A 24,240-nucleotide genomic window follows, 5' to 3' on the forward strand; every position below is an offset into this window, starting at 1 on the left:
TTCGGCAAAGTCCTACGTTGTCCTCAGACCTTTCTCACTGGTCATCCTACAGCCTGGGAAATACCCTACGAATCCTGTCGACTCCAGTCTGATTGTCCGGGGAAACCATGCCCTCTAGGCTCTTGCGGTCGCTGTCGGTTCAGCGATCGGACGTGGAAATCCGGCTGTTGGAATATCGGAAGTTCTGTCGTGACGGCAGCTGTACGCGGGAGGCCATATGGCCTGCCGGGGTTTCCGATGACCTGGGTTTCCACCCCGCGTACAGCCGCCACCCTTCGCGTGGAAACGAACGGTGCCGGCCAATATCTCTATCGGAGCTTGGCCATGAAAAAGATCGTCCCCGCCCCACCCGTCCCCGACACCACCCACCGCCCCTTTGGCAAATGCGACGCCGGCCACCCGCCGCTGTTCTCGGTGAACCCGAACATCAACGCACAAGATGCCCTTACGCATGCCGCCGAATACCTGCGCAGTGCCTATGACGTGGGCTACAAAGCATTGGAGCATATGGACGACGTGGGCAAGAGCTTGCAGTGGGCCAATCTACAGGGCATCGAACTGGCCGAAGGGCTGGTCGAGGCGATGCTCGATGGGATTGAAGATCGGGCGATGGGCTGAAAAACAGTCACGCGATCGAGGGCGGGTCACCTTCACAACGACCGGCCCTCGACAGTATCAGCGCGGATTATTGACCTTCGCGCGTTACCGCTGGCGAGGCGCTTGCAGCAGCCGGGGCGAGGGTTTGCTGGTTATGGATATCGACCAGTTTCGATAGAAAATCCAGCGAGAAGCCTGCCCCGCTAGCTACCCCAATCCTGGGATTCAGCAGGTACTGCAAGAAATCGTTGCTCAACCCCAGGTTACCTTGAAGCTTGGCCCTGATCTCAGCAACCTGTTGGGTAACGGATTCCGACACCTTAAACTTCGCCGCCTCGATCTTTTCTGGATCGGTCTCGCTAAAGTCCCAGCCGAGGGGAAACGCATCCCCCTCTTTCAGCCTGCCTCCCCAGTGATTTTGAACGGCTCTTTCAAACGCTAGAAGCTCAACTTTCTCCAGGTCCAGCCCATTCTCCATGGCCGTTATGTACACGTCCGTAAAACTATCGACATCGGCCAGAGACAAGCTTGACATCACATTCATCGAGCCTAGTTTTTCTTGCCGAGCCTTGTCGTCATATTTGATGCTAGCGATATCCGAATTGTCCTTTTTCAGCTGGGCCAGCACGTCAGACTTCTCTAGTGTAAAACCAAGACTTTTTGCGGAAGACACCATATCTTCTGCAGCCTTATCAAATAAATAACTATTGTATCTCTCTACATTCACATATGCGCTGGGCGGCGAAATACCGTTGACTGGACCGGCGTACCTCTCCATATGCTGACCCCTTACATAGCCCCCAGCAGATTCATAGAGCGACATAAGCACTTTAGCCTCATCTGAAATCTGAAGGTCGTCACGGGTAAGAGGGTCGGTCGCTGCTGTATTTTCCGCGCGTGCACTGCCCTCTTTTATTTTCACCGAGGTAATGCTGGCGGTGGAGGGCTGGTGAGCGCTTGTCGAGTTTATGTTAAGCATAGAAATACCCCAGAAAGCCAAGGTGCCTGCACGGATTAGGCAGACTCCTGTTACCTGTTAATCAATATTGATATTCAACCGTGATTGTATTTCGATGCCTTGGATAAACAGGATATGTCCCACCAGAGAGAACCCCAGTTATTTTGAATTGACCCTTGGCGTCCAATCCTTTAAAAAGCGTCGTCGAGCCGACACGCATATTCGTGAGGTCGTAGCAGATATCATAACTAGTGGTATACCGGCGCGCATAGCAAACCGTGAAAAACTGTCCCGCAGCCCCATTATCGTAGAGGCCCACATCCCAAGACACTGTCGTGATCAAAGCGCCCTTGGGCACCGATATAGGGGTCGTGTAAAAATTCGAATTTTCGGTCTGTGCAATGACGACGTTCGGCGCCAGTTTATTTGACGTCCAGCTATCAGTCGTCGCCGCGAGAGAGGCTTGGGCCAGGAGAACAGCGGCAGCCCAAGTCGTTAACTTAACTATCTTTTTCATTATTCAGCTTCCCGCCAAAATGATCCGTGCCCTCCCTGGCGTTTCAGTTGATTACCTATGCCTATATCGGCAGCGTTACACCGGCCTTGAGGTATCTCCGGCCAGCATTTGGACGCCTTTATTTGACATAGATCAAATCAAGCCAAACAAAAAGGCCGACCCTTCATCAGGATCGGCCAATTCATTCAAAGCGGTGATCGTTACTTGCCAGCCGTCAGCGCGTTATAACTGGTCATCAGGTTGCGGTAGTCGGGGATGTGGTTGGAGCACAGCGCCGCCAGGCCTTCGATGTCGTTGCGCCAGTCGCGGTGCAGCTCGCAGGCCACGCCGAACCAGGTCATCAGTTGCGCACCGGCCTGGCTCATGCGGTCGTGGGCGGCGTTGCGGGTCATTTCGTTGAAGGTGCCGGAGGCGTCGGTCACCACGAACACGTCGAACTCTTCTTCCAGGGCCGACAGCGCCGGGAAGGCTACGCACACTTCAGTCACCACGCCGGCAATGATCAGTTGCTTCTTGCCAGTGGCCTTGACTGCCTTGACGAAGTCTTCGTTGTCCCAGGCGTTGATCTGGCCTGGGCGGGCGATGTACGGGGCGTCCGGGAACAGCGCCTTCAGCTCTGGCACCAGCGGGCCGTTCGGGCCTTGCTCGAAGCTGGTGGTGAGGATGGTCGGCAGGTTGAAGAACTTGGCCAGGTCAGCCAGGGCCAGCACGTTGTTCTTGAAGCGATCCGGCTCGATGTCGCGCACCAGGGACAGCAGGCCTGCCTGGTGGTCGACCAGCAGAACGGCGGCGTCGTCTTTGTTCAGGCGGTTGTATTTGAATTGGGTCATGGTCGTAGCTCCTAAAGGGTTTTGAAGTTCTTTGCTGTGAGTTCGGTGTTTCGCGTTGATGAGCAAAGATTAGATTCATCACCTTTGAAGCGGTAGACTGCGAAAATTGGCTTTAGCGTTCTATTTTGTGAACGCTGGATCGGTGCTGGCTTCTTCGCGGGCAAGCCCGCTCCCACAGGGGGCGTGGGATCCTGCGCAAAGCGCTCGAACTGATTGCCTGCCCCCTCAACCTGCTCTATTACTACCCACCAGCCCTCCCCTCACCCCGAGACTTCCATGCTGGCGCTCATCCAGTCCTACCCGTTGCTGCTCGGCTTCTTCCTGCTCCTGCTCGACCTGTTGCTGTGGCAACTGATCCCACTCCAAAAGCGCGCCTGGCGCATCGCCACACGGTTGGTGATCTTCCTGTTGTTCAGCGCCGTGCTGCTGGCTGCTGGCATGAGCCCATTGCAACCACCGCCGTGGGCCGACGACGTGGCGCGCAACCTAATGGCCACGGTGCTGGAGATCGCCTGGTGGCTGTTTGCCGCGCGCACGGTGACTGTGGTGTTCGGCCTGCTGCTGGTCGCTCGAGGCAGCCACGGCGGACGCCTGCTGCAAGATGTGCTCGGCGCGCTGATTTTCCTTGCCGCCGTAGTCGCCGCAGCGGCCTATGTGATGCAGTTGCCGGTCAAGGGCCTGCTGGCCACCTCGGGGGTGATGGCCATCGTCATCGGCCTGGCGCTGCAAAGCACCCTGAGCGATGTGTTTAGCGGCATCGTGCTCAACACCACACGGCCCTATCAGATCGGTGACTCGATCTCCATCGACGGCACCGAAGGCAAGGTGGTGGATATCGACTGGCGCGCCACGCGCCTGATCACCGGGACCGGCAGCCTGGCGGTGATCCCCAACTCAGTGGCAGCCAAGGCGCGCCTGCTCAACCACAGCCGCCCGGCTGACCGTCACGGCCTGGCCATCAGCGTGGTGGTGCCGGCCAAGGTGCGGCCCAAGCGGGTATTCGATGCCCTGGAAAAGGCCCTGCAAGGCACCAGCGCGCTGCTCGCCTCACCCGCACCGAAGGTCTCGGTCAAGGCCTCGACGCTGGAGTCGGTAGAGTACGAGGCCAGCGGCTTCGTCGCCGATGCGGCGCGCAAGACCGAGGTGCGCAACCAGCTGTTCGACCTGGCCCACCGTCACCTGGAAGCCAGTGGGGTGATGTGGAACGTCGACCTTGGCCTGCCGCCACGCAGCCGCCAGCGCGAGCTGCTCGACGACGTGCGGGTATTCCGCTCGCTCAGCAGTGAAGAGCGCGACGCCCTGAGCCAGCGCATGACGGCAGTGGAGTACCTGGCCGACCAGGTGATCCTCGGTATCGGCGACAACGCCGAGCACTTGCTGGTGATCGGCAGCGGTGTGGTCCAGGCCTCGGTGCGTAACGGCGACACGCTGCTGGAGGCCGGGCGCATGGGGCCCGGCGAGGTGCTGGGGATCGAGGGGCTGGTGGACGAAGACCAATCTCTGGTGGAGTTTCGTACCCTCACCAGTTGCCTGCTGTACCGCATCGAGAAGGAGCAGGTACGCAGTTGCCTGGAGCAACGCGGCGACGTGCAGACGGCGTTGGTGAAGCTGCAACGCTTCCGCCAGCAAAGCCGCGCGTCGCTATTGCTGCAAAAGCCCGCGCAAGTGAAGAAGGGTGGCTTCCTGAGCTGGTTGCACAAGTAGCCAGCCAACGCCCTGTGAGCGGCCTTGCCGGGACACCGGACCGGCAAGGCCGCTCCACAGACCGCGCCAATGCGGTTACAGAACGACGCGCAGGCACTGCCCTGCGTGATACAGCGAGAACCCCGACTCGTAGAACGCCGTGCGCAGGGTCGGTGCACTCACCGGCTTCATCGGCGAGAACGGCAGCGGCAGGCTGTCTGGGTCGTCCTTGAGCAAGAACTCGGCAAACGCCCGGCCAATCACCGTGCCAGTGGTATTGCCCCGGCCGTTGTAGCCGGTCACCGCCACCAGCCCCGGGGCGGGCTCGAACAGACGCATCAGATGGTCGGGGGTGAAGTCGATGCAGCCGGTCCAGTGCATCTCCCACTCGACCTTGCCCAACTCGGGGTAGTAGTGGCGTTGGATACGGTCAGCCCAGCTGCGCACGAACCACGCCGGCTTGTTATCGACCCGCCCGAGGCTGCCGAGCAACAGGCGGCCCTGGTCGTCACGGCGGATACTGCTGAGCACGGTGCGGGTGTCCCACGAACCCTGGCCATGCGCGAGCACTTTGTCGGCAGCGGCGCCGTGCAGGGGTTTGGAGGCGACCTGGTAGTAGTAGCCGCGGAAGAAATGCTTTTGCAGACTGCTCCAGTCGCCTTCGGTGTAGGCCCCGGTAGAGATCACCACCTTGTCGGCACGCACCGCGCCAGCGGCGGTCTTCACCCGCCAGGCGTCGCCGTCACGCTCGAGGCCTTCGACCGCCGATTGCTGGAACAGCTTGCCGCCTAGCCGGGTCACGGCAGCGGCCAGCCCTTGGGTGTAGCCCATGGGGTTGATGGTGCCCGCGCGGCGGTCAAGCAGCGCGGCGGAAATCTTTTGGGTACCGCAGTATTCCTGGCAGCGCGCACCGGTCAGCAGCTCGACGTCGGCGCCACGGCGCGACCATTGCTGGTGGCGGGCTTCAAGGTCGGCGATGCCCGTGGCGTTGTGCGCCATGTGTAGGGTGCCTTTGTGTTGTGCCTGGCAGTCGATGCCTAGCCGTTCGATCAGCGCGAACACCTCGCCCGGTGCTTGGCCAAGCACCTTGTTCAGGCGGCTGCCTTGCTGCTGGCCGAGGGTGGCCTCGACGTCGTCGGGGCGGATCCAGGTGCCTGCGTTGACCAGGCCGACGTTGCGCCCCGAACCACCATGGCCGATCTTCCAGGCTTCCAACAAAATCACCGACTTGCCCTGTTCGAGCAGGTGGATCGCCGCCGAAAGGCCGGTGATACCACCGCCGATCACGCAGACATCGGCCTTGTACTCACCGGCCAGGGCCTGGGCGGCGACGCTCGGCTGGGTGACGTGTTCCCACAGACATTCTTGACGCAGTTCGGACATGGCCCGGCTCCAGCGATTGTTCTTGTTGGGGCCGCTATGCGGCCCAATCGCGGCACAAGGCCTACAGGAAATTGCGAGCAATCTGTAGGAGCGGCCTTGTGCCGCGAAACGGGGGCAACGCCCCCGCCTGCGATCCATCAATCGAACACGATGCCCTGCGCCAGCGGCAACTCGCGCGAGTAGTTCACGGTGTTGGTTTGCCGGCGCATGTAGCCTTTCCAGGCGTCCGAACCCGACTCACGGCCACCGCCCGTTTCCTTCTCGCCACCGAACGCCCCGCCGATCTCGGCGCCGCTGGTGCCAATGTTGACGTTGGCGATGCCGCAGTCGCTGCCCGAGGCGCTCTGGAAACGCTCGGCCTCGCGGATGTCGGTGGTGAAAATGCACGACGACAGGCCTTGCGGCACTTCGTTGTTCAGGCGCAGGGCCTCTTCGAAGTCATCGTAAGCCAGCACGTAGAGGATCGGGGCGAAGGTTTCGTGGCGCACCACGTCGCTCTGTGCTGGCATTTCGGCGATGGCCGGGGACACGTAGTAGGCGTTCGGATACTGCTCGACCAACTGACGCTCGCCACCGAACACCTGACCGCCTTCGTCACGCGCCTTGGCCAGCGCACCCTGCATGGCATCGAACGACAGCTTGTCGATAAGCGGGCCAACCAGGTTGTCCTTGCGTGGATCGCCGATACGCACCTTGCCATAGGCGGCTTTGACACGGGCAACCACTTCATCCTTGATCGAGCGGTGCACGATCAGGCGACGCAGGGTGGTGCAACGCTGGCCAGCGGTCCCGACCGCCGAGAACAGGATGCCGCGCACGGCCAGGTCCAGGTCGGCGCTCGGAGCCAGGATCATGGCGTTGTTGCCGCCCAGTTCCAAAATGCTGCGACCGAAACGTGCGGCCACACGCGGACCCACTTCACGGCCCATGCGGGTGCTGCCAGTGGCGCTGACCAGCGGCACGCGCGGATCATCCACCAGGGCTTCACCGGCTTCACGGCCACCGATGACCAGTTGGCTCAGCCCGGCAGGTGCATCACCGAAGGCTTTCAGGGCTTTCTCGAACAGTGCCTGACACGCCAGGGCGGTAAGCGGCGTCTTCTCGGACGGCTTCCACACCACCGAGTTACCCGCCACCAGGGCCAGCGCAGTGTTCCACGCCCACACCGCCACCGGGAAGTTGAAGGCACTGATCACCCCGACCACGCCCAGCGGATGCCAGGTTTCACGCATGTGGTGGCCTGGACGCTCGGAGGCGATGGTCAGGCCGTATAGCTGGCGCGACAGGCCGACGGCGAAGTCGCAGATGTCGATCATTTCTTGCACTTCGCCCAGACCTTCCTGGGTGATCTTGCCGGCTTCGATCGACACCAGCTCGCCGAGGTCGGCCTTGTGTTCACGCAGCACTTCACCGAACAGACGCACCAATTCGCCACGGCGCGGGGCCGGCACGCTGCGCCAGGCCTCGAAGGCCTGCTGCGCCTGGTCGATGCAGGTAATGGTCTCGGCCTTGCCGAGCAGTTTCACCGAGGCGATCTGGCTGCCGTCGATCGGGGTATGGACAGGGTAGTCGCCCTGGGTGTGAGCCGCGGCGGCAACGCCAAGGCGCTCGAGCAATGCAGCAACCATTGTGCTTCTCCTTTCATCGCGTGAAGGGTTGGAAAATGACGTGGGTCAGTATTAATCCGATTACACAGGTGCAACAAACGACCTTTATTCCGCATATCATTCCACCAGGTAATGACTTGCTCACAGAGATCTCTTATGTCCAAACGCCTGGTGCCCTCCATGACCGCCCTGCAGTGCTTCGAGGCCGCAGCCCGCCATTTGAGCTTCACCCGTGCCGCTGAAGAGCTGCACCTGACCCAGAGCGCGGTGAGCAAGCAGGTGGCGCAGCTGGAGGAGATGCTGCGCCATCACCTGTTCCTGCGCATTCGCCGGCGCCTGCAACTGACGCCTGCCGGAGCCTTGTACCTGGCCGAGGTCAACAAGATCCTTACCCAGGTCGACATGTCGAGCCGCTACGTCCTCACTTACGGCGCCCAGACCGAAGTCTTGAAAGTAGCCACTCAACCGAGTTTCGGCGTGCGCTGGTTGATTCCGCACCTCAAGGGCTTCGGCAAGCGCCACCCGAACATCCACCTGGATATCCGCAACGAAATGGAGCCATTCGCCTTGCTGCAAGGCTCGGCCGACGTGGTGTTCTTCTACGGCCAGGGCACCTGGCCGGGGGCTACCTGCGTGGCGCTGTTCGGTGAGGAGGTGCTGCCGGTGTGCGCCCCGGAGCTGCTGCAAGGCCGCCGTCTCACCGGGGCCGCCGAGGTGGCCGAACAGGTGCTGCTGCAAAGCACCTCGCGGCCGGAAGCCTGGCACGAGTGGTTCCTCGACCAAGGGCTACACACCGACAACAGCTACCATGGGCCGCGCTTCGATACGTTTTATATGGCGCTGAGTGCGGCGCAGACCGGCTGCGGGGTGGCGCTGGTGCCACGCTACCTGGTAGCCAAGGAACTGGCCGAGGGCAGCCTGGTAGTGGCCTGGGAGCATGCGATGCCGAGCAGTGGCGCGCATTACCTGGCCTATGCCGAGCATGCGGCAGAAGTGCCGAAGGTGCGGGCGTTGGTGGACTGGGTCAAGGAACAACTGCCCGCGTGAGGGCCGGCAAGATCGATCAAAAAAGGAATGAATGACCCACTTTTTTTCGCTTGTGAGCAAAGTGCATTCCCAGCTTTCATGTAACGATCCAAAACCAACCAGGAAGCTTGCGATGCCCGCCCTCGATTTCGTCAGCCCCGACAGCATCCGCGCGCAGTTCTCTGCCGCCATGTCGCTCATGTACAAACAGGAAGTGCCCCTGTACGGCACGCTGCTTGAGCTGGTGAGCGAAATCAACCAGCAGGTGATGCAGCAGCAGCCCGAGGTTGCCCAGGCGTTGCGCTGGACCGGCGAGATCGAACGCCTCGACCATGAGCGCCACGGCGCCATCCGTGTCGGTACGGCCCAGGAGCTGGCCACCATCGCCCGCCTGTTCGCGGTGATGGGCATGCAGCCGGTCGGCTATTACGACCTCAGCTCAGCTGGCGTGCCGGTGCACTCCACCGCGTTCCGCGCGGTGCACGAGCAGTCGCTGCACATCAGCCCGTTCCGCGTGTTCACCTCGTTGCTGCGCCTGGAACTGATCGACAACCCCCAACTGCGCGAACTGGCCCAGGGCATTCTGGCGCAGCGCCAGATCTTCACCCCACGGGTGCTGGAACTGATCGCCCAGAGCGAGCGCGACGGCGGCCTGACCGCCAGCGACGCGACAACCTTCGTGCAGGAGGCCTTGCACACCTTCCGCTGGCACCAGGACGCCACGGTGAGCGCCGAGCAGTACCAGCAATTGCACGACCAGCATCGCCTGATCGCCGACGTGGTCGCGTTCAAGGGACCGCACATCAACCACCTCACCCCGCGCACCTTGGACATCGATGCGATCCAGCGCGGGATGCCAGCCAAGGGTATCCCGCCCAAGGCCGTGGTCGAAGGCCCGCCCACCCGCCGTCACGCCATCTTGCTGCGCCAGACCAGCTTCAAGGCGTTGCAGGAGAACGTCGCCTTCAGTGATGCGCAAGGCAGCCACACCGCACGCTTCGGCGAAATCGAACAACGCGGGGCGGCGCTGACGCCCAAGGGCCGCCTGCTGTACGACCGCCTGCTCGATGCCACCCGCGCAGCCTTGGGTGGAGCGCCGACGGAGGCGAACGCCGAGCGCTACAGCACACTGCTCGCCGCGCAATTCGAAGCATTCCCCGATGACCTGGCGCAGATGCGCGAACAAGAACTGGCCTACTTCCGTTACTTCGCCACCGAAAAAGGCCTGGCCGCCCGTGGCCAGGCAGATCGCCCCAGCAGCCTGCAAGGGCTGATCGATGCCGGACACGTGCATTACGAGGCGTTGGTGTACGAAGACTTCCTGCCGGTCAGCGCGGCGGGAATCTTCCAGTCCAACCTGGGCGACGAGGGACAGGCCGAGTACGGCAGCAACGCCAACCGCGAGGCTTTCGAAGCGGCGCTTGGGCTCACGGTGCAGGATGAGCTGGCGTTGTATGCGCAGAGCGAGCAGCGCTCGAAGCAGGCGTGTGCACAGGCGCTGGGTTTGGAGGCGATTTAAGGCTCATGAGCGACGGGGGCTGTGCCGGCCTATTCGCGGGCAAGCCCGCTCCCACAGGGTACGCGGCGCGCTTGCGAAATCAGTTCTCTGCGCGACAGCGCAGCCCAAAGGGCTGGGTGATCTCCCACAGGATTTCGCCCAACCTGAGGAATGTGCGGTCCCTGTGGGAGCGGGCTTGCCCGCGAATAGACCAGTACAACTAACAACAGCCTCAGCCCTTAACGCCCCACCCGGAACCGATCCACTTCCTGGCGCAACTGCCCCGCCAGCCCTTCCAGCTCACGCGCGGTATTGGCCAGCTCGTTGGCCACATCGCGTTGTTCACTGTTGGCGTGGGCGATGCTCTGCAAGTTGCGACTGAGCACCGTCGCGGTGCTGCTCTGCTCTTGGGTGGCAGTGCTGATGACGGCGAACTGCTCGCCTGCGGTGCGGCTCTGCTCGTCGATGCGCGCCAGTGCCTCGGCCACTTTGTCGTTACGCACCAAGCCTTCCTGCATCAGCTTGTTGCCCTGCTCCAGGGTGCTGATGGCATGGCCGGTCTGCTGCTGAATGCTGGCGATCATGCCCGAGATTTCATCGGTGGCCTGGCGGGTGCGCGCCGCCAGTCCACGGACCTCATCGGCAACCACGGCAAACCCACGCCCCTGCTCACCGGCGCGCGCCGCCTCGATGGCCGCGTTGAGTGCCAATAAGTTGGTTTGCTCGGCAATGGCGGTGATCGTACCGACAATTCCGCCGATTTCCTGGGAACGTGCACCGAGGGTATCCATTACCGTGGCGGTGCCGCCCAGCGCTTCGGCGATCTGCTTGAGCGAGGCCGAAGCCTCGTCCATGGCGCTGCGCCCGATGCGGGTCTGCTGGGCGTTGTCGCGAGCCATGCGCTCGGTTCCGGCCATATTGTCGGCGATGTTCATCGAAGTGGCGCTGAACTCCTCCACCGCGCCGGCCATGCTGGTGATCTCGCCTGACTGCTGCTCCATGCCTTCGCACGCCCCCGAAGACAATCCGGCCAACGAGCGCGCACGACCGCTGACCTGCTCGGAGGCGCTGCGAATGTGCTCGACCATGGTCGACAGCGCATCGCCCATCGTGTTGAAACTGCGCGCCAGTTGGCCGATCTCGTCATGGCTGGTGACGTTCAGGCGAGCGTTCAGGTCGCCAGCTCCCAAGGCCTCGGCCTGACGCACCAGGTCGCCCAGCGGACGCAGCTTGCGCCGCAGCAACCAATGCGTGGCGGCCACGGCCAGCAGCATCGCCAGCAGGCTGCCGATGGCCAGGCGCAAGCCCACGCTCCAAGTCACTTCGCGAATTTCCGCCTTCGGCATGCTGGCCACCACGGTCCACGGGCCCTCGGCGAACGGCGCGCTGACGCTGAACAGGTCCTGGTCGGCATTGGCGGGTGCCACCAACCATTGGTCCTTTTCGTCACGGATCGCCAAAGAGCCGGTCTGGCCGATGCGGAAACGTTTGAGGTTGGCAAACTGGGTGTTCTGCGCATCGGTGTAGTCGAAACCGACAAACAGTACCGCGATCACGCGGCCCGCAGCATCACGCACCGGTACGTAGCGGGTCATGTAGTTGCGTTCGAACAAGACGGCCCGACCGACGTAGGTCTGCCCGGCCATCAACTTGCCGTAGGCCGGGTGCTGGCGATCGAGCTGGGTGCCAATGGCGCGGCTGCCATCCTGCTTGGTCAGGCTGGTGCTGATGCGCACGAAGTCATCGCCGCTGCGCACGAACACCGTGGCGACACCGGCGGTCATCTGCTGGAATTCGTCGACCTGCTGGAAATCGTTGTTCAGCAGGTGCTCGCCCAGGTAGAGCGCGGGCGTCGCGGTGCCGGCCACATTGACCGTTTCGTCCGCGTGCAAGGACAGGCCCGTGGCGAAACGGCGCTCGAACAAGCCGCTCAGGCGCTGGGTGTTGTCCTTGAGCGAACCGTGGAAGGTGTCGAGCTGGTCGGCCAGCAACCGCGCCTCACTGCCCAGGTGTTTCTGGCGAGTGGCGAGGTTGGCGTCATCCAGCGAACGCAGGGCGAACAAGGTACTGCCGGAAATCACCAGCGCCAGCACGACGGCGAGGGCGATCCCGAGCTGCGAGGCGATTCGGGCACGCGGTTGAGACATGGAAAGCTCCTGGCAGAAGGCCGGGATCATCCTGATCACACTGACCGCCCGCGGATTATCGACGGGAAATCGCATCCTCTTCGGGGATGCTTGTGCTAGTGAATCGGCGGCGCAAATGAATACTTGAGCGTCGGACGAGGGTATTCGCAAACCTTTGCGACGTGCGGCAGCGTCAACGCTATCAGGCCTGCGCCGACAACACCTGCACAGCGGGTAAATCCACCGCCTCCGCCTCTTGCTGCAAGAACAGACTCAAGCGTCCCAGCCGCTCCCCACCAGGTCGGGTGCGCGGCCAGACCAGGTAGTAGTCCAGACCACTGGGCACCGCCGTTGGCCAGGGCAAGCTCAGCCGGCGCTGGGCAACATCCTCGGCCACCATCAGCAGGTCGCCCATGGAAATGCCATATCCCCGAGCGGCGGCGATCATGCCCAGCTCCAAGGTATCGAACACCTGCCCCCCCTTGAGCGACACGGCGTCCAGCAGCCCCATGCGCGCCAGCCAGGCACGCCAGTCGCGCTTGTCGGGGGTAGGATGCAGCAGCTCGACAGCCGCCAGGCGCCGCGCATCCCAAGGCGCATCGTCCAGCAGGTCAGGCGCGCCCACCGGGATCAGCAACTCGGCGAACAAACGACGCACCTCCCAATCAGCCGGAAACACGCCGTCGCTGAGTAACACCGCGCAATCGAAAGGTTCCTGGTTGAAGTCGACATGGTCGACGTCCATCCAGGCGCTGGTCAGTTGCACTTCGTTGCCCGGCTGCAGATGCCGAAAGCGGCTCAGGCGGGCGAGCAGCCAGCGCATGGTCAACGTCGAGGGCGCCTTCATACGCAAGATGTCGTCTTCGCCGCGCAATGCTTCGCACGCCCGCTCCAGCGCGGCGAAGCCGTCGCGCACACCCGGCAACAGCATACGTGCGGCCTCGGTGAGTTGCAGGCTACGGCCGTTGCGCACGAACAGCTTGCAGGCGAAGTGCTCCTCCAGGGTGCGGATATGTCGGCTGACCGCGCTCTGGGTGATCGACAGCTCGTCACCGGCGCGAGTGAAAGAGCTCAGCCGGGCAGCGGCTTCGAATGCGCGCAACGCATAGAGCGGGGGAAGCTGGCGAGACATGAGTTACCTATGATGCGGGGGCCAAGGAGGTAGATCAGAGCATACAGGCATGAGTCAAACTCATGTGAGTGATCGCTTTTATCCTTTTGTGCAAAGTTGACCGAGGCCTCAGAATCGAGCGCTCGCCCTCAGTACCCTGCACAAGGATCGCCTCCATGCACGTTGCGCCTACTACCGAACTCAAGGCTTTGCTGCGCCTGGCCGGGCCGCTGATCGCCTCGCAGTTGGCGCACATGCTGATGGTGCTCACCGACACCTTGATGATGGCCCGCATCAGCCCCCAGGCCCTGGCCGGGGGTGGGTTGGGTGCGGCCAGCTATTCGTTCGTGTCGATCTTCTGCCTGGGTATCATCGCGGCGGTCGGCACGCTGGTGGCGATCCGCAAGGGCGCCAACGACACCGTCGGCGCCACGCGCCTGGCGCAGAACGGCCTGTGGCTGGCCTGGGGCCTGGCCTTGGCGGCAGCGCTGGTGCTGTGGAATCTCAAGCCCGCCTTGCTGCTGTTCGGGCAAAAGCCCGAGAACGTCGACTCGGCCATGCAGTTCCTCACCCTGCTGCCGCTGGCCCTGCCCGGCTACCTGACCTTCATGGCCCTGCGCGGCTTCACCAGCGCCCTGGGGCGCTCGACACCAGTAATGGTCATCAGCCTGGTGGGTACGGTGCTCAACTACGTGCTCAACCATGCGCTGATCGAAGGCTTGTTTGGCCTACCCAGCCTGGGACTGCTGGGCATCGGGCTGGTCACCGCCGTGGTCTCGATGGGCATGGCCATCGCCTTGGCGCTGTACATCCGCTGGCACCCGGCCTACACCGACTACCCGCTGCGCAAGGGCCTGTCGCGGCCCTCGCTGCCGGCGCTACGTGAACTGTGGCGTCTGGGGCTACCGATCGGCGGAACCTATATGGTCGAGGTCGGCCTGTTCGCCTTCGCCGCGCTGTGCATGGGCGTGCTGGGCAGCACCGAGCTTGCCGCGCACCAGATCGCCCTGCAGATCGTCTCCACTGCGTTCATGGTGCCGACCGGGCTTTCCTACGCGGTGACGATGCGCGTCGGGCTGTACTACGGCGCGGGCAACCTGCTGGCAGCGCGCAGCGCCGGACGGGTGGGGATCAGCTTTGGCGCCACGCTGATGCTGGGCTTCGCAGCGCTGTTCCTACTGCTGCCCGAGCCACTGGTGGCGTTGCTGGTGGACCGGCATGATCCGGCCTTCGCGGCGATCTTCCAGCTGGCGGTGCAACTGTTGATGGTAGCGGCCTGGTTCGAGCTGTTCGATGGCGTGCAGACCATCGCCATGGGCTCGATCCGCGGGCTCAAGGATGCACGCACGACCTTCCTGATCGGCGCGGTGTGCTATTGGCTGGTGGGCGCGCCGGCTGCATGGCTGTTCGCGTTCAATCTAGGCGGTGGGGCGCAGGGCATCTGGTGGGGACTGGCGTTGGGGCTGGCGTGTGCATCGGTAGCGCTGACCTTTGCCTTCGAGTGGCGGATGAAGCGCATGATCGGCAAGGCAGGCGGCATCGAAGCCGCCGTCACCACGTAACCCTGTAGGAGCGGCCTTGTGTCGCGAATGGGCTGCGAAGCGGCCCCGACGATCGTGCATGGGACTGAGATCCTGGGGCCGCTACGCGCCCCATTCGCGACACAAGGCCGCTCCTACAGGACGTCCGCTAGCTTTGGCTTTGGGGCCTGCAACAGGTACTCGATCAACTCGGCCACCGGTAGCGGCCGGCTGACTAGGAAGCCCTGCACCTGGTCACAGCCGAAAGCATGCAGCAAAGCCATCTGCTCATCGCTCTCGACCCCTTCTGCCACCACTTCCAGGTTGAGGTTGTGGGCCAGGTTGATCATCGCATGCACCAGCTTGCGGTTTTCTTCGCGCTGCTCCATGCCGGCGACGAAGCTGCGGTCGACCTTGAGCAAGGTGATCGGCAAGCTGTTCAGGTGCACGAACGAGGAAAATCCGGTGCCGAAGTCGTCTAGCGAGAAGCGCACGCCCAGCCGCCCCAGGGCGTCCATGGTCTGGCGCACCACTTCGTTGCGGCGCATCACGGCGGTTTCGGTCAGTTCGAACTCCAGCCAGCGCGCATCTACCTCGTGCTCGATGATCAACCGGCTCAGGGTGGCCAGCAACTGGCTGTCCTGGAACTGGCGGAAGCTCAGGTTCACCGCCATGTGCAGGGGGGCCAGGCCATGCTCGCGCAGCGACTGCATGTCGCGCAACGCGCGGCAGATCACCCAGTAGCCCAACGGCACGATCAGCCCGCTCTGCTCGGCCAGCGGCACGAACTCGCTGGGCGGCAGCAAGCCACGTTCGGGGTGGTTCCAGCGCACCAGCGCCTCCAGGCCGACGATCTGGCCATCGGCGAGGTTCAGGCGTGGCTGGTAGTGCAGTTCCAGCTCATCACGGCGCAGGGCGCGGCGCAGCTCGCTTTCCAGGTCGGCGAGGCTGCGTGCGTTACGGTTGATGCGCTCGTTGAACACGTGGAAGGTGCAGCCCTGGCTACCCTTGGCCTGGCGCATGGCAATGTGCGCATGCCACATCAGTGGGTCGGCACCGGCCTGGGCGCGAGCGTGGGCCAGCCCCAGGCTGCAACCGAGCAGCAAGCTCTCGCCGTCGATCCAGTAGGGTTCGGCCAGGGCCTCGACGATGCGCTCGGCCAGCCACTCGGCACGATTGGCGTCACGCCGGGTGTCGATCAGCAAGGCGAACTCGTCGCTGCCCAGGCGCGCCAACTGATCGCCAGCCTCCAGCTGCTTCTGCAAGCGTGCCACCACTTGCAAGATCAGGCGATCGCCGCCCTGATGACCGAGGGCGTCATTGACGTGACGGAAGTTGTCCAGATCGAGGTGGCCGAGGGCCAGGCCGCGACCTTCGTTCTCGGCCAGGCGCGCCGTCAGCAAAGCGTGGAAACCCTGGCGGTTGGCGATGCCGGTGAGCGGATCTTGCTCGGCCAGGCGCTGCAACGTGGCCACCAGCACACCGCGCTCGCGTACATGGCGCAGGGAGCGGCGCAGGGTGTCGCTGCTCAGTTGCGCCCGCACCAGCCAGTCGCTGACACCAACCGGCGCGGTGCCGGGCTCGTGCTCCAGCAGCAGGATAGTCGGCAACTCGCAGCGCCCCGGCGCGGGTTGCAGTGCAGGCGTGGACAGCACCACGGCCTGGCGGTCATTGGCGAACAGGCTGTCCACCGCAGCCCAGTTCGGCGCGGTCAGTAGCACCACGCTGCCAGCCATCGGCTGCAGGCACTCGCGCAGGCTCGCGGCCCACTCAGGCTCATCGGCCAACAGCAGCAAACGCAGGGGGTCGGCGGGCGTGGACAAGCAGGCTCCTTAGACATGGACGGTAGAACGAGGGACGCGGTCTATCCTACCGCACAAGTGAAAATGATTTTCACTTTTAGTCATGGCCCATCTCTGGCCTGTACCCGACGTATTTTGACGTGCATCCTGCGCGAAACCGACGCAACCGGCAAACGGGATTTCGGCGTTTGGGCGCAAGCCTGCCAGGCGTCAGGCAGGATTCGTGCAAAACGTTGACTCTCGCGTCAGACGGTCACGCCATAACCGGCCCATGCCTGCTAGAATGCGCGGCTATTTTCTGGTGACCCCCGGTTTCTAGCATGTCTCGACTCAACCCCCGGCAACAGGAAGCCCGTGACTACGTCGGCGGCCCTCTTTTGGTGCTCGCCGGTGCCGGCTCCGGCAAGACCAGCGTGATCACGCGCAAGATTGCCCACCTCATCCAGAACTGCGGCATTCGTGCCCAGTACATCGTCGCCATGACCTTCACCAACAAGGCGGCGCGCGAGATGAAGGAGCGGGTCGCCACCCTGCTGCGTCCGGGTGAAGGCCGCGGCCTGACGGTGTGTACCTTCCACAACCTGGGGCTGAACATCATCCGCCGGGAGCATGAGCGACTGGGCTACAAGCCAGGTTTCTCGATCTTCGATGAGTCCGATATCAAGGCGTTGCTGTCGGACATCATGCAGAAGGAATACTCCGGCGACGACGGCATCGACGAGATCAAGAATATGATCGGTGCCTGGAAGAACGACCTGATCCTGCCACCCGAGGCCCTGGAAAAAGCCCGCAACCCACGCGAGCAGACCGCTGCCATCGTCTACACCCACTACCAGCGCACGCTCAAGGCGTTCAACGCGGTGGACTTCGACGACCTGATCCTGCAACCGGTCAAGCTGTTCCAGGAACACCCCGACGTGCTCGAACGCTGGCAGAACCGCGTACGCTATTTGCTGGTGGACGAATACCAGGACACCAACGCCAGCCAGTACCTGCTGGTGAAGATGCTGATCGGCATGCGCAACCAGTTCACCGTGGTGGGCGACGACGACCAGTCGATCTACGCCTGGCGCGGTGCGCGCCCCGAGAACTTGATGCTGCTCAAGGAAGACTACCCGTCCTTGAAAATCGTCATGCTGGAGCAGAACTACCGCTCCACCAGCCGCATCCTGCGCTGCGCCAACGTGCTGATCGCCAACAACCCCCACGCCTTCGAAAAGCAACTGTGGAGCGAAATGGGCGTGGGCGACGAGATCCGCGTGATCCGCTGCAAGAACGAGGAAGCCGAAGCCGAACGCGTGGCCATGGAAATCCTCACCCTGCACCTGCGCACCAACCGGCCGTACAGCGACTTCGCCATCCTCTACCGGGGCAACTACCAGGCCAAACTGATCGAGCTGAAGCTGCAACACCATCAGGTGCCGTATCGCCTGTCGGGCGGCAACAGCTTCTTCGGGCGCCAGGAGGTCAAGGACCTAATGGCCTACCTGCGCCTGTTGGTGAACCCGGACGACGACAACGCCTACCTGCGGGTGATCAACGTGCCGCGCCGCGAGATCGGCTCGACCACCCTGGAAAAGCTCGGTAACTATTCCACCGAGCGCGGTATCTCGATGTACGCCGCCAGCGACGAGCTGGGCCTGGGCGAGCACCTCGACGCCCGCTACACCGAGCGCCTGCAACGCTTCAAGCACTGGCTGGACGGGGTGCGCCACAAAGTCGCCCTGGAAGACCCGATCGCCGCGCTGCACGAGATGATCCGCGACATCGACTACGAGAACTGGATCCGCCAGCAGACCGCCAGCGACAAGGCGGCGGAGTTCCGCATCAGCAACGTCTGGTTCCTGGTCGAGGCGCTGAAGAACACCCTCGAAAAAGATGAAGAGGGTGACATGACCATCGAGGACGCCATCGGCAAGCTGGTGTTGCGCGACATGCTCGAGCGCCAGCAGGAAGAGGAAGAGAACGCCGAAGGCGTGCAGATGATGACCCTGCATGCCTCCAAGGGCCTGGAATTCCCCTACGTGTTCATCATGGGCATGGAGGAGGAGATCCTCCCCCACCGCTCGAGCATCGAGGCCGACACCATCGAGGAAGAACGCCGCCTGGCCTACGTGGGCATCACCCGCGCACGCCAGACCCTGGCCTTCACCTTTGCCGCAAAGCGCAAGCAGTACGGCGAAATCATCGACTGCACCCCCAGCCGCTTCCTCGACGAATTGCCGCCGGACGACCTCGCCTGGGAAGGCCTGGATGACGCACCAGTGGAGGTCAAGGCCGCCCGTGGCAACAACGCGCTGGCCGACATCCGGGCGATGCTCAAACGCTGATCAACCCTTACTCTTTAACCTTGCCGCATTCAGCGGCCATGCTTGTTACATCGGAGATACACAGTGGAAGCACTGCAGCAGAAGATTCGCGAAGAAGGCATCGTGCTTTCCGATCAGGTTCTCAAAGTCGATGCGTTTCTCAACCATCAGATCGACCCTGCGCTGATGCAGCTGATCGGTGACGAGTTCGCCCGCCTGTTCGCGGACTCCGGCGTGACCAAGATCGTCACCATCGAAGCCTCCGGTATCGCTCCGGCGGTCATGACCGGCCTGAAGCTCGGTGTGCCGGTGATCTTCGCCCGCAAGCACCAGTCGCTGACCCTGACCGAGAATCTGCTGAGCGCTTCGGTGTATTCCTTCACCAAGCAGACCGAGAACACCGTGGCGGTCTCGCCGCGTCACCTCAACAGCAGCGACCGCGTACTGGTGATCGACGACTTCCTGGCCAACGGCAAGGCATCGCAGGCGCTGATCTCGATCATCAAGCAGGCCGGCGCCACCGTGGCAGGCCTGGGTATCGTCATCGAGAAGTCGTTCCAGGGCGGCCGTGCCGAGCTGGACAGCCAGGGCTATCGCGTTGAGTCGCTGGCCCGGGTGAAGTCGCTGGAAGGCGGTGTGGTGACCTTCATCGAGTAAGGCCACGCACCTATCCTGTGAGAGCGGGCTTGCCCGCGAATGCGATATCAAATTCACCATCGCATTCGCGGGTAAACCCGCTCCCACAGGGTCCCGTGAATCCCTGTGTCACCGAGTAGCCTCAAGCCCCGCCAGCAGCAAGCGCTGGTACAGTTCTTCCTTCAGCCCCTGCGGCTGCCCCAGCCCCATGCGCGCCAACTGCGCGGCATAGGCCTCGGGCGCCGGCGCGTCCAACGCCGCCTTGCCCAACTCCAGCACCTCGCTCAGCTTGAACTTGCTCTTCAGCCAGTTCAGCGCGCGCAGCAAGTCGCGCTCCTCAACCGTGAAGTCACTGCCCAGCGGATACTCCGGGAACAACCGGGCATGCCGCGCACGTATCGCCTCCAGCCGCTCTGGGGTGTTGTCGGTGTAGCGCTCATCCAGCTCGAAATCCTCGGCCAGCTTGCCCGCCGCCTTGGCTTTTTCCATGAGTTCGCCCTGAAAGCGTGAATCGCAGATCGCCAGCAAGCGGGCGATGCACTCGCTGTCAGTCTGCCCGCGCAGATCGGCGATGCCGTATTCGGTGATGACGATATCGCGCAGATGACGCGGGATGGTGCAGTGGCCGTAGCGCCAGAACAGGTTGGACGTCACCAGGCCTGCGGCCTCGCGCCAACTGCGCAGCAGCAATACCGAGCGTCCGCCTTCCAGCGCATGCCCCTGGGCAACGAAGTTGTACTGCCCGCCCACACCGCTGAGCACCCGGCCATCTTCCAGCTGGTCTGCGACACCCGCACCGAGCAGGGTCATGCCAAATACCGTGTTGACGAAACGCGCGTCGCGGCGCTGGCGGCGTTTCAATTCCTCCTGCCCGTACAGCTCGTTGATGAAGCTGATGCGGGTCATGGCGAACTGCGCGCGCTGCTCGAACGGCATCTCGCGCAGGCGCTGGTAGAACGCCCGTGGGCCCAGGAAGAAGCCACCATGCACCACCACCCCCTGCTCGTCTGCCGGGCGCCGCACCACGCCGGCTTCGGCCAGCGCCAGCAGGCCGTTGACGAACATCTCGCTACAGCCGTACAGCCCTTGAGCGAACGTATCCAGCCCGCCCTCGCGCTCGATCAGCGCCTGCCACGGGTCAACGTCCAGTTCGTCGAGCAGCGCCCGGTAGCCGGCATTGTCAGCCTGGCGCGCCAGCAGCGCCGCCGCCACGGCATCGCCCATGGCGCCGATGCCGATCTGCAGAGTGCCGCCGTCGCGTACCAGGGTGCTGGCGTGCAGGCCGATGCAGTGATCCTGGGTCGACACCGGCAGGTTCGGGGTGGAAAACAACCGGCGCTGTTCGGGTTGATCGATCAACAGGTCGAAGTCATCCAGCGCCAGCTCCGAATCCCCCGGCATGTAGGGCAGTTCGCTGTGCACCTGGCCAAGCAGCAAGATGGTTTCGCCCGCCGCGCGGCGCTTTTCGATCATTGGCAGCAGGTCGAGGGTGATGTCGGGGTTGCAGGCCAGGCTCAGGTGGTTGGGGCGCTGCGGATCGGCGGCCACCAGCTGGGCGACCAGGTTCAGGCCCTTGGCATTGATGTCGCGCGCGGCGTGGCTGTAGTTACTGCTGACGTAGTCCTGCTGCGCAGCGTGGCTGTGCAGTAGGCTGCCGGGCTGCATGAAGAACTGCTCGACGCGGACGTTGGCCGGCAGGCGGTCGTGCAGCAGGTCGGTGACGTAGGTGAGCTCTTCGTAGTCGGCGTACACGCGCTCGACGAAGGGCTCCAGGAAACGCCGCTGCAAGCCATCGCCCAAAGCTGGGCGGCCGAGGGACAACGCGGTATAGATCGTCAACCGGCGGTCGGGCAACTCGCGGATGCGTGCGTAGAGGGCGTTGACGAACGCATTGGGTTTGCCCAGGCCCAAGGGCAGGCCCATGTGGATGTGCGCAGGCAGGCGGGCCAAGGCCTGCTCGACGGCCAAGTCGATGGAGCAGAGGTGCATGGGGACCTCCTGAGTCGTCCGTGGGTTCAGGGGGTTGGACATGGGGTCAGGCGGGTTGGTTGCCTGGGCCGGCCCTTTCGCGGGTAAATCGGGGCGCCGAACCGCCGCTCCCACAGGTTCAGCACAGGTTTCAGCCCTGCGAAGTCCCTGTGGGAGATTACCCAGCCCTTTGGGCTGCGCTGTCGCGCAGAGAACTGATTTCGCAAGCGCGCCGCGTACCCTGTGGGAGCGGCGTTTCGGCGCCCCGATTTACCCGCGAAGAGGTCCGAACAGGCTACCCAAAAACAAAGCCCGCCATCAAAGGCGGGCCCTGGGTAATTCAGGCGTGGCTCACAGCCCCGACATTTTCTTGATTGCGCCTTTGAGGTCGTCATCCGAGCAATCCGCGCAGGTGCCCTTGGGTGGCATGGCGTTGATGCCGGTAATGGCCTTGGCCAGGATACCGTCCAGGCCGCCCTGATGGTCGGCGCGTTCTTTCCAGGCTGCGGTGTCGCCGATCTTCGGCGCGCCCAGCAGGCCGCTGCCATGGCAGGCGTTGCAGTGCTTGGCAATGATTTCGTCGGGCGTCTTGGCGCCACCGCCGCCTGCGGAGGCCGCCACTTCCATGCCCTTGCATTCCTGGCCCTGGACACACACCTGGCCGACCGGTTCCAGGCGCTTGGCGATGTCATCATTGGTCGCTGCGGTTGCGCTCATTGCCCATAGGGCGACTACGGCTGCTGGTACGGCCAGCATCTTCTTGATTTGGTTCACGCGAACACCCTCATGGTGGCTAATCACGCCCGCGGCCACGGAATTGCGAGCGTTGAAAAGTATAGCGGCTACCCGGAAGGCGTGAAACGACCCCACTTCGAGAATGGGTATTGACGCGTCATTGCACTGCGCTGGATCAAAAGTTCGACGGTGTCGCCGCGCTGATCAGCCGTGCTGGCTCGTCGAAAGGGTTGCGAAAGCGATGCGGGCGGGTACTTTCGAAGTAGTAGCTGTCGCCGGCTTCGAGCAGGAACGTCTCGGTGCCCACCACCAGCTCAAGGCGGCCTTCGAGCAAGATGCCGGTCTCTTCACCGTCGTGGGTGAGCATCTCTTCACCGGTATCGGCACCGGGCGGATACACCTCGTTGAGAAAGGCGATGGCGCGGTTGGGATGCGACTTGCCGACCAGCTTCATGGTCACCGCGCCGTCGGAAATGTCGATCAACTCGTGGGCCTTGTAGACGATCTGCGTGGGGCTTTCCGGCGCCAGTTCCACCGAGAAGAACTCGACCATGGACATGGGGATGCCGCTGAGCACCTTGCGCAGGGAGCTGATCGAAGGGCTCACGCTGTTCTTCTCGATCATCGAGATGGTGCTGTTGGTCACCCCGGCGCGCTTGGCGAGTTCGCGCTGGGACAGGCCCTTGAGCTTACGGATGGCTTGCAGTCGTTCACCGACGTCCAAAGCGGGAGCCTCCTGAAACGGTCGAGGTGGGGAAAGTGTGAACGATATGATGGCAACGCCGTTCAGTATTTACAACACACTGCCCCACAGCCTGTCCGCTTCAGCCCGTTATTCGCCGATATAGTCCCGTGGCACGCGCTTGAGGTTGCAGAAGATCTGGTACGCAATCGTACCGGCCTGCATCGCCACATCACTGGCCAGCACCTGTTTGCCCCACAGCTCGACCGGACTGCCGACGGTGGCCTCGGGCACTTCGGTGAGATCGACGCAGAGCATGTCCATCGATACCCTGCCGATCAGTTGGGTGCGCTTGCCGGCCACCACGATGGGGGTGCCGGTGGGGGCGTGGCGTGGGTAGCCATCGGCGTAACCCATCGCGACCACGCCTACCCGCGTCGGGCGTTGGCTGATGAACGTCGCGCCGTAACCCACTGGCTCGCCGGCCGGCAGTTCGCGCACGCTGATGATGCGCGATTGCAGGGTCATCACCGGTTGCAGGCGACTAGCCGCAGCCTGCTCCACCTCGAAGGGGCTGGCGCCGTACAGCATGATCCCCGGACGCACCCAGTCGCTCTTGATGGTCGGCCAACCCAGCACCGCCGGCGAGTTGCGCAGGCTGCACTCGGCCGCCAGGCCCTGGCGCGCAGCCTCGAATACCGCGACCTGCTGGGCAGTGGCCTCGGCGTCAAGCTCGTCGGCACGCGCAAAGTGGCTCATCAGTACGATACGCGAGACCTTGCCACTGGCCAGCAGACGTTGATACGCATCGTGGTAGTCCTTGGGGTGGATACCGACCCGGTGCATACCGGTGTCCATCTTCAGCCATAGCGTCAGTGGCTGGTGCACGGCGGTCTTCTCGATGGCTTCGAGTTGCCACAGCGAATGCACCACGCACCACAGGTCGTGCTCGGCGATCAGCGCCAGTTCGCTGGCCTCGAAGAAGCCTTCGAGCAACAGTACCGGGGCTTTGATCCCGGCCGCGCGCAGCTCAAGCGCTTCTTCGATGCAGGCCACCGCAAAACCGTCGGCTGCGGTTTCCAGGGCCAGGGCGCAGCGCACGGCACCATGACCATAGGCGTCGGCCTTGACCACGGCGAGGGCTTTGGCACCGGTCAGTTCACGGGCGAGACGGTAGTTGTGGCGCAGGGCCTGGAGGTCGATCAGGGCGCGGGCGGGGCGCATGACGGCATGCCTTCTGGTGGTTCAGGGT

Annotated in this window: 18 protein-coding genes and 1 pseudogene; 7 read left to right on the forward strand and 12 right to left on the reverse strand. The window is 63.2% G+C overall.

Going from position 1 to position 24,240, the window contains the following annotated elements; all coding sequences use genetic code 11:
* Positions 1 to 324 precede the first annotated feature (324 nt).
* Positions 325 to 618 carry a DUF6124 family protein gene (locus tag FEM01_RS16995; RefSeq protein ID WP_138220649.1) on the forward strand — a complete coding sequence of 98 codons (294 nt, stop codon included), beginning with the start codon at positions 325 to 327 and terminating at the stop codon, positions 616 to 618.
* A 67-nt stretch (positions 619 to 685) separates the two neighbouring features.
* On the opposite strand, the gene FEM01_RS17000 is transcribed toward FEM01_RS16995, so the two are convergent.
* The 3 genes from FEM01_RS17000 to ycaC form a co-directional block, all read right to left on the reverse strand.
* Positions 686 to 1,576, reverse strand: a complete 891-nt coding sequence (locus tag FEM01_RS17000) for a hypothetical protein (RefSeq protein WP_138220650.1) — start codon at positions 1,574 to 1,576, stop codon at positions 686 to 688.
* 61 nt (positions 1,577 to 1,637) lie between these two features.
* Positions 1,638 to 2,072, reverse strand: a complete 435-nt coding sequence (locus FEM01_RS17005; protein ID WP_138220651.1) for a hypothetical protein — start codon at positions 2,070 to 2,072, stop codon at positions 1,638 to 1,640.
* A gap of 200 nt (positions 2,073 to 2,272) precedes the next feature.
* The gene (gene ycaC / locus FEM01_RS17010; RefSeq protein WP_138220652.1) at positions 2,273 to 2,902 is read right to left on the reverse strand and encodes an isochorismate family cysteine hydrolase YcaC; all 630 of its coding nucleotides are present in this window, start codon (positions 2,900 to 2,902) and stop codon (positions 2,273 to 2,275) included.
* 276 nt (positions 2,903 to 3,178) lie between these two features.
* Between ycaC and FEM01_RS17015 the strand changes: the two genes are divergently transcribed.
* Positions 3,179 to 4,606, forward strand: a complete 1,428-nt coding sequence (locus FEM01_RS17015; protein ID WP_138220653.1) for a mechanosensitive ion channel family protein — start codon at positions 3,179 to 3,181, stop codon at positions 4,604 to 4,606.
* 75 nt (positions 4,607 to 4,681) lie between these two features.
* On the opposite strand, the gene amaA is transcribed toward FEM01_RS17015, so the two are convergent.
* The gene (gene amaA, locus FEM01_RS17020) at positions 4,682 to 5,968 is read right to left on the reverse strand and encodes an L-pipecolate oxidase (protein ID WP_138220654.1); all 1,287 of its coding nucleotides are present in this window, start codon (positions 5,966 to 5,968) and stop codon (positions 4,682 to 4,684) included.
* A gap of 137 nt (positions 5,969 to 6,105) precedes the next feature.
* A complete protein-coding gene (gene amaB, locus FEM01_RS17025; protein WP_138220655.1) occupies positions 6,106 to 7,596 on the reverse strand; it encodes an L-piperidine-6-carboxylate dehydrogenase in 1,491 nt (496 codons plus the stop codon).
* Positions 7,597 to 7,731: 135 nt separating this feature from the next.
* Here amaB and FEM01_RS17030 point away from each other — a divergent pair, with 135 nt between their 5' ends.
* Together FEM01_RS17030 and hglS are read left to right on the forward strand one after the other, a co-directional pair.
* Complete coding sequence (locus FEM01_RS17030; RefSeq protein WP_138220656.1) at positions 7,732 to 8,622, forward strand: LysR family transcriptional regulator; 891 nt, start codon at positions 7,732 to 7,734, stop codon at positions 8,620 to 8,622.
* Between the two features lie 112 nt (positions 8,623 to 8,734).
* A complete protein-coding gene (gene hglS / locus FEM01_RS17035) occupies positions 8,735 to 10,120 on the forward strand; it encodes a 2-oxoadipate dioxygenase/decarboxylase HglS (RefSeq protein WP_138220657.1) in 1,386 nt (461 codons plus the stop codon).
* 218 nt (positions 10,121 to 10,338) lie between these two features.
* Here hglS and FEM01_RS17040 read toward each other — a convergent pair whose 3' ends face one another.
* Positions 10,339 to 12,246, reverse strand: coding sequence for a methyl-accepting chemotaxis protein (locus tag FEM01_RS17040; protein ID WP_138220658.1), 1,908 nt, complete (start codon positions 12,244 to 12,246; stop codon positions 10,339 to 10,341).
* A gap of 181 nt (positions 12,247 to 12,427) precedes the next feature.
* Positions 12,428 to 13,357, reverse strand: a complete 930-nt coding sequence (locus FEM01_RS17045; protein ID WP_138220659.1) for a LysR substrate-binding domain-containing protein — start codon at positions 13,355 to 13,357, stop codon at positions 12,428 to 12,430.
* A gap of 155 nt (positions 13,358 to 13,512) precedes the next feature.
* Here FEM01_RS17045 and FEM01_RS17050 point away from each other — a divergent pair, with 155 nt between their 5' ends.
* Positions 13,513 to 14,898 carry a NorM family multidrug efflux MATE transporter gene (locus FEM01_RS17050; RefSeq protein WP_138220660.1) on the forward strand — a complete coding sequence of 462 codons (1,386 nt, stop codon included), beginning with the start codon at positions 13,513 to 13,515 and terminating at the stop codon, positions 14,896 to 14,898.
* Positions 14,899 to 14,979: 81 nt separating this feature from the next.
* On the opposite strand, the pseudogene FEM01_RS17055 reads toward FEM01_RS17050, so the two are convergent.
* Positions 14,980 to 16,508 (reverse strand): annotated as a pseudogene (locus tag FEM01_RS17055) (putative bifunctional diguanylate cyclase/phosphodiesterase); the annotation flags it as partial.
* A 470-nt stretch (positions 16,509 to 16,978) separates the two neighbouring features.
* On the opposite strand from FEM01_RS17055, the gene rep reads away from it, so the two are divergent.
* Both rep and FEM01_RS17065 read left to right on the forward strand, forming a co-directional pair.
* Positions 16,979 to 18,988, forward strand: a complete 2,010-nt coding sequence (rep, locus tag FEM01_RS17060; protein WP_138220662.1) for a DNA helicase Rep — start codon at positions 16,979 to 16,981, stop codon at positions 18,986 to 18,988.
* Between the two features lie 63 nt (positions 18,989 to 19,051).
* Positions 19,052 to 19,624, forward strand: coding sequence for a xanthine phosphoribosyltransferase (locus FEM01_RS17065; RefSeq protein ID WP_138220663.1), 573 nt, complete (start codon positions 19,052 to 19,054; stop codon positions 19,622 to 19,624).
* A 108-nt stretch (positions 19,625 to 19,732) separates the two neighbouring features.
* Here FEM01_RS17065 and FEM01_RS17070 read toward each other — a convergent pair whose 3' ends face one another.
* The 4 genes from FEM01_RS17070 to alr form a co-directional block, all read right to left on the reverse strand.
* The gene (locus FEM01_RS17070; RefSeq protein ID WP_138220664.1) at positions 19,733 to 21,592 is read right to left on the reverse strand and encodes an acetyl-CoA hydrolase/transferase C-terminal domain-containing protein; all 1,860 of its coding nucleotides are present in this window, start codon (positions 21,590 to 21,592) and stop codon (positions 19,733 to 19,735) included.
* A gap of 330 nt (positions 21,593 to 21,922) precedes the next feature.
* The gene (locus tag FEM01_RS17075) at positions 21,923 to 22,327 is read right to left on the reverse strand and encodes a c-type cytochrome (RefSeq protein WP_138220810.1); all 405 of its coding nucleotides are present in this window, start codon (positions 22,325 to 22,327) and stop codon (positions 21,923 to 21,925) included.
* 154 nt (positions 22,328 to 22,481) lie between these two features.
* Positions 22,482 to 23,030, reverse strand: coding sequence for a cupin domain-containing protein (locus FEM01_RS17080; RefSeq protein WP_039581939.1), 549 nt, complete (start codon positions 23,028 to 23,030; stop codon positions 22,482 to 22,484).
* Positions 23,031 to 23,138: 108 nt separating this feature from the next.
* A complete protein-coding gene (gene alr / locus FEM01_RS17085) occupies positions 23,139 to 24,212 on the reverse strand; it encodes an alanine racemase (protein ID WP_138220665.1) in 1,074 nt (357 codons plus the stop codon).
* Between the last annotated feature and the right edge of the window lie 28 nt (positions 24,213 to 24,240).

It is taken from the genome of Pseudomonas mosselii, from assembly GCF_005796105.1.
Taxonomy (GTDB): Bacteria; Pseudomonadota; Gammaproteobacteria; order Pseudomonadales; family Pseudomonadaceae; genus Aquipseudomonas; species Aquipseudomonas mosselii_C.